The sequence below is a fragment of the uncultured Barnesiella sp. genome (assembly GCF_946496565.1).
Taxonomy (GTDB): domain Bacteria; phylum Bacteroidota; class Bacteroidia; order Bacteroidales; family Barnesiellaceae; genus Barnesiella; species Barnesiella merdigallinarum.
This window is the reverse complement of sequence record NZ_CAMMHD010000003.1, coordinates 126,579-140,112: the sequence shown is the minus strand read 5'-3', so window position 1 is coordinate 140,112 and position 13,534 is coordinate 126,579. Positions and strand designations below refer to the sequence as shown.

At 54.4% G+C, this 13,534-nt stretch carries 12 protein-coding genes; 9 read left to right on the top strand and 3 right to left on the bottom strand.

Annotated features, from left to right (window positions below; genetic code table 11):
- Positions 1-52: 52 nt before the first annotated feature.
- Positions 53-883 carry an alpha/beta hydrolase family protein gene (locus tag Q1K76_RS02790; protein ID WP_298662989.1) on the bottom strand — a complete coding sequence of 277 codons (831 nt, stop codon included), beginning with the start codon at positions 881-883 and terminating at the stop codon, positions 53-55.
- 34 nt (positions 884-917) lie between these two features.
- Positions 918-2,246, bottom strand: coding sequence for a DUF3843 family protein (locus tag Q1K76_RS02785; RefSeq protein ID WP_300130862.1), 1,329 nt, complete (start codon positions 2,244-2,246; stop codon positions 918-920).
- 280 nt (positions 2,247-2,526) lie between these two features.
- On the opposite strand from Q1K76_RS02785, the gene Q1K76_RS02780 reads away from it, so the two are divergent.
- The 7 genes from Q1K76_RS02780 (at position 2,527) to Q1K76_RS02750 (ending at position 9,170) form a co-directional block, all read left to right on the top strand.
- Positions 2,527-2,838 carry a hypothetical protein gene (locus tag Q1K76_RS02780; RefSeq protein WP_143240952.1) on the top strand — a complete coding sequence of 104 codons (312 nt, stop codon included), beginning with the start codon at positions 2,527-2,529 and terminating at the stop codon, positions 2,836-2,838.
- A gap of 214 nt (positions 2,839-3,052) precedes the next feature.
- Positions 3,053-4,156, top strand: a complete 1,104-nt coding sequence (gene mutY, locus Q1K76_RS02775; RefSeq protein WP_300130861.1) for an A/G-specific adenine glycosylase — start codon at positions 3,053-3,055, stop codon at positions 4,154-4,156.
- 130 nt (positions 4,157-4,286) lie between these two features.
- The gene (locus tag Q1K76_RS02770; RefSeq protein WP_087408975.1) at positions 4,287-5,303 is read left to right on the top strand and encodes a PhoH family protein; all 1,017 of its coding nucleotides are present in this window, start codon (positions 4,287-4,289) and stop codon (positions 5,301-5,303) included.
- 248 nt (positions 5,304-5,551) lie between these two features.
- On the top strand, positions 5,552-6,505 hold the full coding sequence (locus Q1K76_RS02765; protein WP_258327865.1) for a phosphoribosylaminoimidazolesuccinocarboxamide synthase: 954 nt from the start codon (positions 5,552-5,554) through the stop codon (positions 6,503-6,505).
- Between the two features lie 27 nt (positions 6,506-6,532).
- Positions 6,533-7,279, top strand: a complete 747-nt coding sequence (gene ubiE / locus Q1K76_RS02760; protein ID WP_300130858.1) for a bifunctional demethylmenaquinone methyltransferase/2-methoxy-6-polyprenyl-1,4-benzoquinol methylase UbiE — start codon at positions 6,533-6,535, stop codon at positions 7,277-7,279.
- A 189-nt stretch (positions 7,280-7,468) separates the two neighbouring features.
- Entirely contained in the window at positions 7,469-8,491 is a 1,023-nt protein-coding gene (locus Q1K76_RS02755; protein ID WP_300130855.1) for a PDDEXK nuclease domain-containing protein, read from the top strand.
- A 43-nt stretch (positions 8,492-8,534) separates the two neighbouring features.
- Positions 8,535-9,170, top strand: coding sequence for a DNA alkylation repair protein (locus tag Q1K76_RS02750; RefSeq protein WP_300130853.1), 636 nt, complete (start codon positions 8,535-8,537; stop codon positions 9,168-9,170).
- An 84-nt stretch (positions 9,171-9,254) separates the two neighbouring features.
- On the opposite strand, the gene Q1K76_RS02745 is transcribed toward Q1K76_RS02750, so the two are convergent.
- Complete coding sequence (locus Q1K76_RS02745; protein ID WP_087408979.1) at positions 9,255-10,895, bottom strand: fumarate hydratase; 1,641 nt, start codon at positions 10,893-10,895, stop codon at positions 9,255-9,257.
- A gap of 316 nt (positions 10,896-11,211) precedes the next feature.
- Between Q1K76_RS02745 and Q1K76_RS02740 the strand changes: the two genes are divergently transcribed.
- Complete coding sequence (locus Q1K76_RS02740; RefSeq protein WP_300130851.1) at positions 11,212-11,973, top strand: hypothetical protein; 762 nt, start codon at positions 11,212-11,214, stop codon at positions 11,971-11,973.
- A 92-nt stretch (positions 11,974-12,065) separates the two neighbouring features.
- Positions 12,066-13,457: a DUF5309 family protein gene (locus Q1K76_RS02735; protein ID WP_300130849.1), complete on the top strand. Its 1,392-nt coding sequence runs from the start codon at positions 12,066-12,068 to the stop codon at positions 13,455-13,457.
- Positions 13,458-13,534: the final 77 nt, after the last annotated feature.

Below are 13,534 nucleotides of genomic sequence, written 5' to 3'. Positions count from 1 at the left end.
AGCTCGTTGGCTGTACGTGTTTTGGCATCCCCCTCTATGCCCGGCAGGGCTGTTATTTCTTCGGCTCTTTGGGCTGTGCGAAGAATTTGTGGAAGAAGAGCAACTGGTAGTCGATGGAGTTGTTCCAATAGGCATTGTTGTGAGCCCCTGGTCGCTCGATGTAGTCGTGCTTGATGTTGTGGTCGAGCAGCGATTGGTGGGCCCGGCGGTTGACCTCGAGGAAGAAGTCGTCGACTCCGCAGTCGATGATGATAGCCAGGTCGCCGTCTTTGAGCGAGGGGATGAGGTTGATGACGGTATGCTCGTCCCAACGCTTTTTATTGGAGGCAAATTCGCCCAGTTGGTTCTGCATCTTCCAGTTGGTAGGGAAGGGGCGAATGTCGAGTCCGCCGCTGGTACTGCCCACGGCACCGAATACGTCGCGGTGACGGATGGCGTTCCACATGGCACCGTGGCCGCCCATGCTGAGACCCGAGATGGCCCGGGCGCTGCGGTCGGCGATGGTGCGGTAGTGCGAGTCGGTATAGCGGATGACTTCGTCGGAGATGTAGTCCTCGAACTGCATGTCCTTATTGAGCGGGCTGTTCCAGTACCAGCTGTTTATCAGTCCGTCGGGGCAGACGATGATGAGGTTGTATTGCGAGGCCAGTTGGGGCAACTCGGGTTTGATGGTAATCCACGAGGCGTAGTTGCCGCCGCAGCCGTGCAGCAGGTATACAACCGGGTACCGGGTGTTGCCCTCGGCGTAGCTTTTGGGCAGGATGACCACATTTTTCAGGTCGTGACCCATTTTGCTGTGTATCGTGACGGTGTCGACTTGTTGGGCACAGAGGCTGACGATACAGAGCAGCAGGGTGATGGGTAGCAGCAATAATCTTTTCATGATGAATTCTTTTAAATGATTAAAGTTAAAGTGTTTATCGTTTTATGTATTCGGTGACAAAGCGGAGGTTATCGAGCAACAGTCGGCCCGGGTCGTCGTAGAACTGGAGTCCTTTTATCTGGCCGGCCTCGACCTGGGCGATGAAGAAGTCTTCGCCTATCTCGTCGCTCAGCATGGCCTGCCAGGCGGTATCCGACTCGTCGAGTGTCTGCCCCTCTTCGCCCACGGTGGTCGAGAGGATGTCGGTGAGGATAATCTGCTGTTCGTCGTCGGGCAGGTCGTCGTCGGGTTCGAACAGGTTGTATTCGTCGTCGTCGCCGGTGATTTGGCCGATGAGGTCTTCGCTATCTTCGTAGCTGGTAATCTGTCCCGAGAGCCACCATTCGCCGTTCCATTCGACGAAGCCGGTGCGCAGGATGAGCGAGGGGTTTTTCATGTCGCGGGGCAGTCCCACGAGCGAGCGGTTGGTCACCTCGAGCACTCGGTCGGTGGCGATGTGGCGGAAGCGGGTCACCCGGTCGTCGCACCCTTCGTAGCGGTAGTAGCCGGTGTATTTGTGGCCCATGCTCCTGAGCGAGTCGTAGAGGGGCGATTCCGGACCCAGAACCTCGGCCAGCCAGTGGGGCGGCGTGAGGCGCATGAACTCGGTGACCTGGTTGAAGCCGAAGTCGTTGCAGAGTTGGTTGACCATGTCGGGAATCTGGTCTTCCAGTCCGTTCTCCTTGGCTTCGTCGGCCAGCGCTTCGGCCTGGTCTTCGAGCAGGTATCCGTTGTTGGAGAAGAGGTAAGACTGGGTGCAGAGCCACAGGAAGCGCGCATGCAGCGCGTAGAGGTTGTGCTGCTCCTTCTCGTCGAGTTGGAGGTAGTGGAGCAGTTTTTCGTTTTCGGGCGCCGTTTCGTATTCGGCCTCGAACAACTCCATCACGTCGGCGGCTATGGCGGCAAAAGTATCGAGAGCCGGCGAGTAGGCAATGTCGAGGTTGTTGAGCTGCATGTGGTAGTGCCAGATGAGGAACTGGATGTCCTCGGTATTGATTTCGCCGGGCGTGTAGTCGCTGTCGAGGGAATAGAAGGGCAGCGATTTGCCATACTTCTGTTGATAGACGCGGGAGAAGGCCTGGAAGATGCCGGTTTGCGAGATGACATCCTCGAAGTAGGCGGTGAGGATACAGGCCAGCTCTTTCTGTTCCGAGGGGTCGATTTTACGGTAGTCGTCTTCGGCCAGGTCGTTTTCGATGGAACGAATCGCGGTCAATACTTTGTTGGCCAGGGTAATGTAGTAGAGGTCGGTCGATGCCGAGCCGGTGTAGGGATGCAGGGGTTTCCAGTCTCCGCTGTATATGCGCTGTTTGTCGTTGTTCATAACGAAAAAAATTAGGTACGATTGCAAATGTAAGTATAAATCGGAAAAGACGGTTTTGTGCGGTCACTTTTTTGTACCGATTGAGGTTCGATCTGTGTCGTGTGGATAGAGTGAAATCTATCTGGACGAGATTCTATATAGATTGGAAATGAGTGAATTATATATAAAAAGTTGCTTTTTTAAGGTTACAAAAAAAAGTTTTTTTTCGTATATTTGCTATGGATCCATGCGCATTTCGATGCGTTGTAGATCCTTGTTTTATTTAAAATTTATAATGTTTATGTCAAAGACATTTGAGCAAAATGCACAAAAAGCGTTAACTATGGTGGCAGGAATCAGGTCTCATTTTCAAGAACTTTCCAAATTGGGCATCGGTACAGCGGCTGTTGATAAATTGGAAGCCGAAGCGTCGAAAGCAATAGAGATGATTCGGGAAGTAGATGCTCTTAGAGCCGAGGTGTCGGAGAAGCTGCGGAAAGCCAATGTTCAGCTCTGTGAGGTAAAGGACCAGGCCAATGTCCTCCGTTATTTGATTAAAAGCGGTTTCCCTCAGGAGGAATGGGTGAAATTTGGTATCATGGATAAACGATAGTTTGTAGTGATTTGCTTGGAACAGGCAGGGACAGGTGGTATTTTCCATCGGTTTCTGCCTCTCTTTTTGTGGTAATGGCAACCAATATTATCCTCCATTCGACTCCTGCTATTGGTGAGTTGTCGAGATGAAGAAGGGGAGGGTGCGGTTGTGGTATCGGTGTGTTCAAATAAATTTGCTTCTACCCACGGTGTGTCCTATCTTTGCATGGAATATGAGACGAAAGGAAGAACTATCGAACGGGGCCGTATCGCCGTTGGCCGCCGACCTGCACGACTGGTATGCCCGGAATCACCGGGTGTTGCCGTGGCGGGGCATAACCGATGCGTATCGCATCTGGATTTCGGAGATAATCTTGCAGCAGACCCGGGTGGTACAAGGGTATGAATACTACAACCGCTTTGTGTCGCGCTTCCCCGACGTGCGGGCGTTGGCTGCGGCCGATGACGACGAGGTGATGAAACTGTGGCAGGGGCTGGGCTATTACAGCCGGGCCCGCAATCTGCTGGCTGCTGCCCGGCAGGTGGTCGAGCGGTTTGGCGGGGAGTTCCCCCGGAGTTACGACGACATACGTTCGCTACCCGGTATCGGCGACTACACGGCGGCGGCTATTGCCTCGTTTGCCTATGGGTTGCCTCATGCCGTAGTCGACGGCAACGTCTATCGGGTGCTCTCGCGCATCTACGGCATCGACACCCCTATCGACACGACCGAAGGCAAAAAACTGTTTGCCGCCCTGGCCGACGAGCTGCTCGACCGGCAGGATCCCGGCGGTTACAACCAGGCGATGATGGAGTTTGGGGCGCTCTATTGCGTGCCCCGTTCGCCGCAGTGCGGCAGGTGTATCTTTGCCGACCGCTGCATGGCTTTGGCAACGGGCCGTGTGGAGGAGTTGCCGGTGAAGCAGGGACGCACGGTGGTGAAGCCCCGCTACTTCAACTACTTCTATGTGCGGCACGAGGGTTATACCTGGGTGCGCCGGCGCGAGGGTCGCGACATCTGGCGCAATCTGTATGAGCTGCCGCTTGTCGAGACGGCCGAAGAGCAGCCGCTCGACGCCCTGCAGCAGAGCGAGGTGTGGGGCGAACTGTTTGCCGGGGCCGGTCGGGTGAGCGTGTCGGCCCAGGTGTACAGTTGCAAGCATGTGCTTTCGCACCGGGTAATCCATGCCCGCTTTTATGTGGTCGAGACCGAGCAGAAGCCTGCCATGCCGGGCTATCTGCGCATCGAGGCCGGAGCTATAGGCGACTATGCGGTGTCGCGCCTTACCGAGGGCTTCTTCGAAAAGATGTCGATGAATTATCCCTCGTTGTTTTGAGAAATGAACAGATAATTTTTTATTTTTGCATAAGTTGCCCGGGAGGTATCGGGCTTGTGTCGTCGACTGCGTGAAGGTCGAGGGGGCAGGCGGGTGTGTACAGGCCGGGCCAAGAACAGGAAACAGCCGAATGATAGAAAGAGTAATTATATTGGACGCCGTCGATCCGGTGACTTTTTACGGTGTGAACAACGCCAACGTGCAGGTGATTAAGAATCTTTTCCCCAAGGTGCGCATCGCTGCCCGGGGCAATGTGATGAAGGTAATCGGCGACGAGAAGGAGACCGAACTTTTCGAGCAGAAAATCAAGCAGCTCGAGAAATATTGTGCCGAGTATAACCAACTGGGCGAAGAGGTGATTATCGACATCATCAAGGGCGATGAGCCGCAGACCGTGAAACCGCTGGAGAACCTTATCATCTACGGGGTGAACGGCAAGCCCATCACGGGCCGCACGCCCAACCAGCAGAAGCTGGTCGAGGCTTTTGCCCACAACGACCTCACGTTTGCTCTGGGGCCGGCCGGTTCGGGCAAGACCTATGTGGCTATTGCTCTGGCCGTGAAGGCTCTGAAAAACAAGGAGGTGAAGAAGATTATCCTGAGCCGTCCCGCCGTGGAGGCCGGCGAGAAGCTGGGTTTCCTGCCGGGTGACATGAAGGACAAGATCGATCCCTATCTGCAACCGCTCTACGATGCGCTGGAAGATATGATTCCGGCCGCCAAGCTGAAGGAGTACATGGAGTCGAACGTGATACAGATTGCCCCGTTGGCCTTCATGCGCGGCCGTACGTTGAGCGATGCGGTCATCATTCTCGACGAGGCGCAGAACACCACGACACACCAGATAAAGATGTTTCTCACCCGCCTGGGCATGAACGCCAAGATGATAGTCACGGGCGACATGACGCAGATAGACCTGCCGGCCTCGCAGACGTCGGGTCTGGTGCAGGCGATAAGTATATTGAAGAATGTCGAGGGTATAGCTCGCGTGGAGTTCGGCAAAAAGGATATTGTGCGCCACAAGTTGGTACAGCGCATTGTCGAGGCTTACGAAAAGCACGACGAGAAGGAGCGCAAGGCTGCCGAGGCCCGCAAGCAGGAGCGTGCCGCTGCCAAAGAGGCCGGTAAGGAGAAGCCTGAGGCGTGAGGCCTGTGGGCGGTTGGTTGGCCCCGACGGAGCGAAAGACTTATGGGGATTGGGCGGGGTGAATATCGCCCTTTTGAGTGCATGGCCCGGGAGGGGCAGCGGTATCGTGAGGGGAGAAAGATTGTCGACGCGGGTAATGCTTAATCTGTTTTAATTGACGTGCTATCTCGTTTTTATGTTGTATCTTTGCCGTGTCTTTACAGAGGACATACAACGACTATATTATAAACAGAAAAAGTATTACAGAAATGAAAAATGCTTTGGTAAAAACCGATTTCAAATTTCCCGGACAAAAGAGTGTATATCATGGTAAAGTGCGCGATGTGTACAACATCGACGACGAGTTGCTGGTGATGGTGGTAACCGACCGTATCTCGGCCTTCGATGTGATTCTGCCCGAGGGTATTCCCTACAAGGGACAGGTGCTGAACCAGATTGCCGCCAAGTTCCTGGACGCTACGTCCGATATTCTTCCGAACTGGAAAGTGGCTACTCCCGACCCGATGGTGACCGTGGGTCTGCGTTGCGAACCGTTCAAGGTCGAGATGGTTGTACGGGGGTATTTGACGGGTCACGCTTGGCGCGAATACAAGGCTGGCAACCGTACGCTGTGCGGCGAGACCATGCCCGAGGGTATGAAGGAGAACGAGAAATTCCCGCACCCCATCATCACGCCTACGACCAAAGCTGCCGAGGGTCACGACGAGGACATCTCGAAGGCCGAAATCATTGCCCGCGGCATCGTTTCGCGCGAGGACTACGAGCAACTCGAGAAATATACCCTGGCCCTCTATCAACGTGGTTGCGAGATGGCTGCTCAGAAGGGGCTCATCCTCGTAGATACGAAATATGAGTTCGGTAAGATTGGCGACAAGATTATCCTTATCGACGAAATCCACACGCCCGACTCGTCGCGCTACTTCTATGCCGATGGTTATGAGGAGCGTCTGGCCCGTGGCGAAGAGCAACGTCAGCTCTCGAAAGAGTTTGTGCGCCAATGGCTGATTCAAAACGGCTTCCAGGGCAAAGAGGGTCAGAAGGTGCCCGAGATGACCGAGGAGTATTGCAACAGCGTATCGGACCGCTACATCGAACTCTACGAGCACATCGTGGGCGAGAAGTTTGTCAAGGCCGAAGGCGAAGACCTGGCTGCCCGTATCGAGAAGAACGTGACCGACTTCCTGAACAGCCGCAAGAAATAAGGGGGCGGAGAAAGGATTACATAACGAATGGACTATAAAGCAGAAGAGATAAAACCCTATAACGAGGAGACCGACAAGACCACGCAGGTGCGCGAGATGTTCGACTCCATTGCGCCGGCCTACGATGCGATGAACCGTACCATGACCGTGGGCATAGACCGCTGGTGGCGCCGGGTGGCCGTGAAGATGTTGCGGCGCTATCCACACCGCCATATACTCGATGTGGCTACGGGCACGGGCGACCTGGCCCTGCTGCTCGACGAGCGGCTCAACCCCGACCAGATTATCGGTGTGGACCTCTCGGAGGGTATGTTGCGGATTGCCCGCGAGAAGGCGGTCAAGCGCAATGCCCAGCGCCGTATCCTCTTCGAGGTGCAGGATTGCCTGTCGATGGACTTCGACGACAACAGCTTCGACGTGGTGACGGTGGCCTATGGGGTGCGCAATTTCGAACACCTCGAGGCGGGATTCCGCGAAATGTATCGGGTGCTCCGTCCCGGTGGTGCATTGTGTGTCATCGAGCTGTCGACCCCCGAGCGTTTTCCCTTCCGCCAGCTTTATAAGTTCTATACCTATACCTTTATCCCCTTCATAGGTCGCCTGGTATCGAAAGACCGCAGCGCATACAGCTATCTGCCGCGCTCGGTGGCTGTCGTGCCGCAGGGCGAGGCTATGCTCGACATCTTCCGTCGTGCCGGCTTCGACCGTTGCTATTGCCGCCGCCTCACCTTCGGTGCCTGCACCATCTACATCGGGGAGAAAAAGAAAGGCTAAACACATCGGCCGAGGCGGAAAGTCTTTCGCCTACGAGGCCGACAGCCCAACCATACAGGGCCCGAGAACGCTTGCCGTTCGTCGGGCCCTGCCTGTTTTCGGAGGGGACCCTTCTGCATTTGGTCAAGTGAAAGGAATTGTTTATATTTGTATGTATAAGTCTGACAAGTAAATACCATGGATGGAGATATGAAAAAGGAAGAACTGTTTTTGAACGACATCCGCGGCATTATCGATGCGGCTCGTGCTCATGCGGTGCGTAGTGTGGATTTCTGCCGGGTTCAGATGTATTGGCAGTTGGGACGCCGCATTTTTGAGGAGGAGCAACAAGGAAAAGAGAGGGCCGACTATGGCAGTTACCTGATAAAGAACCTGGCCAAGCAGTTGGAACCCGATTATGGTAGCGGATTTTCGGTGCGACAGTTGGAGCGAAGCAGGCAGTTTTATCGGTTGTATCCAATTGCGTCCACACTGCGGACGCAATTGAATTGGTCGCAGTATAAAATGCTGATGGCTATATCGGAAGCCGATAAACGGGAGTATTACGAACTGGAGGCCGTGAACAATGCGTGGACGGCCCGGGAGCTGGAGCGGCAGATAAACTCCCAGTTGTACGAACGGCTGTTGTTGAGCAACGACAAGGAGGCTGTGTTGGCTGTGGCGCGAAAGGAGCGCATGCCGCAGTCGCCGCAAGAGATTATCAAAGACCCCATGTATTTGGAGTTTCTGGGATTGAAGCCTCAGGCAACCTATTATGAAAAAGATTTGGAGTCGGCTATCATCACTCATTTGCAGCACTTCTTGCTCGAACTGGGGCAGGGTTTTACTTTTGTGGCCCGGCAGAAACGTATCTTGTTGGAGGATGACGAATTTTTTGCCGATTTGGTTTTCTACAACCGGTTGCTGAAATGTTTTGTGGTGGTTGAGTTGAAGACGGGCAAACTGACTCACCAGGACTTGGGACAGTTGCAAATGTATGTCAACTACTACGACCGGGTGGAAAAGATGGCCGACGAGAATCCCACCGTAGGAATCCTTTTGTGTACCAGCAAGAACGATACGGCCGTGAAGATGGCTCTTCCCGAAGATAATAAAACCATACTGGCCCGTGAATATAAATTGTATCTGCCTTCACAAACACAACTTATCGACGAGGTAAACAGTGTACGCGAGATGATGGAGCACAAATCTCATGCTCAGAATCTCGATTGAATTGCGCGGTTTCATACTCCAGCGATAGATAAACCTAATGAATATGAACCTCGAAGAGATTATTGCCCATATTGTAACGGTTGAAAATGGATTTCAGCATATTTTGGATGCGGCTCATCGGATACACGAGTCGTGTAGTGACGAAGAGTGTTACGGCCTTTCGCTCGAATTATTCAAACATCCGGCTTATCAGGTGCGTATGCTGTCGGTTGTTTTATTGGGGTATGCCGGAGTAGACAATGAAAAAGCCCTGAGTTTTTTGAAAGAGCGGGTAAGCTGCGATGAGAATTGGCGTGTGCAGGAGATGCTGGCCAAATCGTTTGACTTTATTTGTAAAGAGCGAGGTTATGAAAGCACTTTGCCTCTTATTGCTGAATGGTTGGCCGATGGTCATCCGAATGTAGTACGGGCTGTTACCGAAGGGTTGAGGATATGGACCTCGCGACCCTATTTCAAGGAGCATCCTTTGGAGGCTGTTGCTTTTTTGAGTAGACACAAGGCCGATTCGAGCGAGTATGTGAGAAAATCGGTAGGTAATGCGTTGCGAGATATCAGCAAGAAGTTCCCACAGTTGATTCTCGATGAACTGGACACTTGGGATCAGAGTGACCCGAATGTGCGTTATACCTATCGGTTGGCGGCAAAGCACCTTCTCGAGAAGGAGAAGCGGGGAAAGTAGATGAATTGAATCTCGTAAAAATACAGCGGGGCTGCCTCTTTAGTAAGGCAGCCCCGCCGGTGTATAGGAACTTGTCCCGCGAGATTATTTGTGGGCGGGGCAGATGGGTTTGATCTGTTTGAAGAAGTCGTTGCCCTTGTTATCGACGAGGATAAATGCGGGGAAGTCTTCTACCTCGATTTTCCAGATGGCCTCCATGCCGAGCTCGGGATACTCTACGCACTCGATGCTCTTGATGTTGTTCTGGGCCAGGATAGCGGCAGGACCGCCGATGCTGCCCAGGTAGAAGCCGCCGTGTTTCTTGCAGGCGTCGGTAACGGCCTGGCTGCGGTTACCCTTGGCGAGCATGATCATGGAGCCGCCGTGGCTTTGGAACAGGTCTACATAGGGGTCCATACGGCCGGCTGTCGTGGGGCCCATCGAGCCGCAGGCCATGCCTTTAGGCGTCTTGGCGGGACCGGCGTAGTAGATGGGGTGATCCTTGATGTACTGGGGCAGGTCTTCGCCACGGTCGAGGCGCTCTTTGAGTTTGGCGTGAGCGATGTCGCGGCCTACGATGATGGTACCGTTGAGCGAGAGGCGGGTAGCTACGGGGTATTTGTCGAGCTCCTTGAGGATTTCGCTCATGGGCTGGTTGAGGTTTATCTTCACGGCATTGCCTTCGCCGGCTTGACGCAATTCCTCGGGAATGAGTTCGCCGGGGTTGCTGTCGAGCTTCTCGATCCAGATACCCTCTTTGTTGATTTTGCACTTGATGTTACGGTCGGCCGAGCAGCTTACACCCAGACCTACGGGGCAGGATGCGCCGTGACGGGGCAAGCGGATGATGCGCACGTCGTGGGCGAAGTATTTGCCGCCGAACTGTGCACCGAGGCCGATGCGGTGAGCCTCTTCGAGTACCTGTTTCTCGAGCTCTACGTCGCGGAATGCGCGGCCATATTCGTTGCCCGTGGTGGGCAGGTTGTCGTAGTAGTGGGTCGAGGCCAGTTTGACGGTGAGCAGGTTCTTCTCGGCCGAAGTACCACCGATGACGAAGGCGATGTGGTAGGGCGGGCAGGCAGCCGTACCCAGAGTTTTCATCTTCTCAACGAGGAAGGGCACGAGAGTGGCCGGGTTGAGGATGGCCTTGGTCTCCTGGTAGAGGTAGGTCTTGTTGGCCGAGCCGCCGCCTTTGGTTACGCAGAGGAAGCGGTATTCCATGCCTTCGGTAGCCTCGAGGTCGATTTGTGCAGGCAGGTTGCATTTGGTGTTCACCTCTTCATACATCGAGAGGGGAGCGTTTTGCGAGTAGCGCAGGTTCTCCTCGGTGTAGGTTTTGTAAACGCCCAGCGAGAGAGCCTCTTCGTCGCAGTATCCGGTCCAGACCTGCTGGCCTTTTTCGCCGTGGATGATGGCCGTACCGGTATCCTGGCAGAAGGGCAGAACGCCTTTGGCGGCTACCTCGGCATTGCGCAGGAAGGTGAGTGCCACGTATTTGTCGTTTTCGCTGGCCTCGGGGTCGCTCAGGATTTTGGCCACTTGCTCGTTGTGCGAGCGGCGCAGCATGAACGACACGTCGCGGAAGGCGGCGTTGGCCATGGCGGTGAGTCCCTCTTTTTCGATTTTCAAGATGGGTTTCCCTTCAAACTCGCTTACCGACACATAGTCTTTCGTAAGCAGATAATACTCGGTCGTATCTTCGCCCAGCGGGAACATGGGTTGATACTTGAACGGTGTAATAGCCATAGTTATATATGTTATTTAGTTTGAGTTGTCGGTCGATGCGTCGGTTCCGCACGGGCGGAGAGCCGCGGTCAATCGTGCCACAAAAATAGCGAAAGGTGAGCGGAGAATAAAATATCGGCACCTGTTTTCCGATATTTTTTATCCCGAACCGCATCCTGTTTTCGTGTAACAAAGGTAAAGAAATTTTTCGGTAATCGTTTCGCCGATGGCGAAATCTTTCGACGGGAGTCGAGTTTGTATGAAGCTGCCATAAAAGGGGGCGAGTGCGGGGTTTACTTTGCGGTACCATATATGGGAAATCTAATCAATTAAATTTATGGAAAAGAATTATCAGAAAGAAAATCGCAATCGGCGGAAATCGCGCGATTTGCTCGTAGAGAAGCTTTTGGATCGATTCCCGACCCGGCCCTTGGATAACGACGACGAGCTGTTCGATGCCCTGGAGGAGTACGACTCGTACCGCAACGAGCGCTATGAGCGGCTGGCCGACGACCAGAGCAAGCTGTGCAAGTTGTTCATGTCGAATCCCAAGATGGGGGCTTTCATCTCCGATGTAATCGGTGGCGACGATGCGCTGGTAGCCTGCGTGCGCTACTTCGGGCGCGATATGCTCGACTGTGCCCGGGACGAAAACCGCATGGCCGAGGTGCGTCGGGCCAACGACGAGTATCTGTCGCGGGTGGCCCGGTTCAACGAACTGGAGTCGCAAATGCGCGAGAATCTCGAGAAGAGCAGCCGTTGCATGGAGCGCTTCAAGACCGAGAAGGGGATGAACGATGCCGAGTTCGAGGGTTTCCTCGACCGGGTGTACCACCTGTGCAACCATGTGTTCATGGGCGAGTTGAACGACGAGGTGCTGAACCTGCTCTTCAAGGGGCTCTACTACGACCGCGATTTGTCGTGTGCCGAGCGCGACGGCGAGGTGCGGGGCCGCAACGAGCGCATCGTCTTCGAGCGTCGCGAGCGGGGTGGCGATTCGTTGCCTCCCATGCGCAACGGGGGCAGTTTCGAGTCGGACACCTCCGAGCTGTCGCCGGTTTTTGGCAACCGTCGCCGTCGCAGCGTGTGGGACATGTAGCCCCGGTTGTCTGGAGAGTGAAGAGTTTGATACCCTAATTAAATTTTTGTAATCCTATGTTTTTGTTGAATTTTGAAAAATTGAGAGAAGAGATGAAACAGTTTCTAACGAAGTGGAAAACTCCGCTGTTTTGGCTGGCGGGTCTGTTGGTTCTGGTAGTTTGCTGGCAGATTTGGGACGGGCTGCTCGACGGTGGCCTGGCGCTGGCAGCCATCATCCCCGGTGTGTCGGGCGGTAAGCTTGTGACCGGCGAACCGCTCACTACCGACCTGGTGCGCGAGGGTAGCCCCTCGCTGTTGCGCAACGAGATTGACAAGCGCATCGTGCGCATCCGGCCCATGTCGACCCCCATCGACCAGTTGTCGCGATGGAATGGTGCCCGCAAGTCGTCGTCGATGATTGTTGACTACTATTCGGTCGACGTGAAACCCACCAAGTCGTTTACGAAAACCGCGTATACGGCACCCGCTTCGGGTTCGGCCGACGAGTCGCACAAGAAGGCCAAGATCGATGCCGTGGACAACAGCATCTTCGAGGTATCCGAGACGATTCTCGTGCAGGGCGTGAAAGGGTATGAGCCCGACGGTACTACCCAGTCGAATGCCGACCTGGTGCTCTATATCGCCGCCAAAGACGAGGAGACCGGCTCGCTCACGGTCTATCCCGTAAACGGCATGAAAATCGGTACCGTAGAGAATTGTGTGCCTTCGATTCCGGCCAACAAACAGCTCATCCGCATGGGCCGTGCGGCTACCGAACTCGACGTACAGACGGCACAGTTCTCGGCATTGCCCGTCAAGAGTCAGAACTATTGCCAGATTTTCAAGATGCAAATCGAGCAGTCGACCTTCCAGAAGATAGCCAACAAAGAGGTCGAGTGGGACTTCTCGGATGCCGAAGAGGCTGCCATCTACGACATGCGTCTGGGTATGGAGAAGAGCTTCATGTTCGGGGTGAAGAATACGATTTTCGACCCGCGCAAGAAGGAGAACGTGATGCTCACGGGCGGTATCTGGTGGCAGGCCGGTAACCACTACACCTATAACCCGACGAAAGAGATGACGCAAGACGACTTGATCGACATGATGCGTCAGGCCTTCACGGGCAACGGTGGCAACAAGCGTAAAATCCTGATTGGTGGTTCGGTCTTCATCGGACTTATCAACAAGATTGAGATGACCAAGGTGGTGATGGCTCGCGAGGACAAGGTGAAGTGGGGCATCGACTTCTCGGAAATCAGCTCGAAGTTCGGTAAACTGTATGTGCTTTACTCTGAGGTGTTCGACGACTGCGGCATGCACGACTACGGCTTTATCTTCGATCCCGAGTTCATCCAGAAGTGGTCGCATGTGCCTTTCGGTGCACAGGAGCTCGACCTGAAGAAGGCGGGCGTGCGCAATACCGATGCCCTGGTACTGACCGAGGCCAGCTGCTTGACGCTGCGTTATCCGGCAGCTCACATGCGCATCGAGCCGCTCGGATGATAAACCATTAAGACTGACCGGCTCACCCCCGGCTCGCAACGAAATCTGAACAAGGGGGACTGAACGGGGCAACCGGT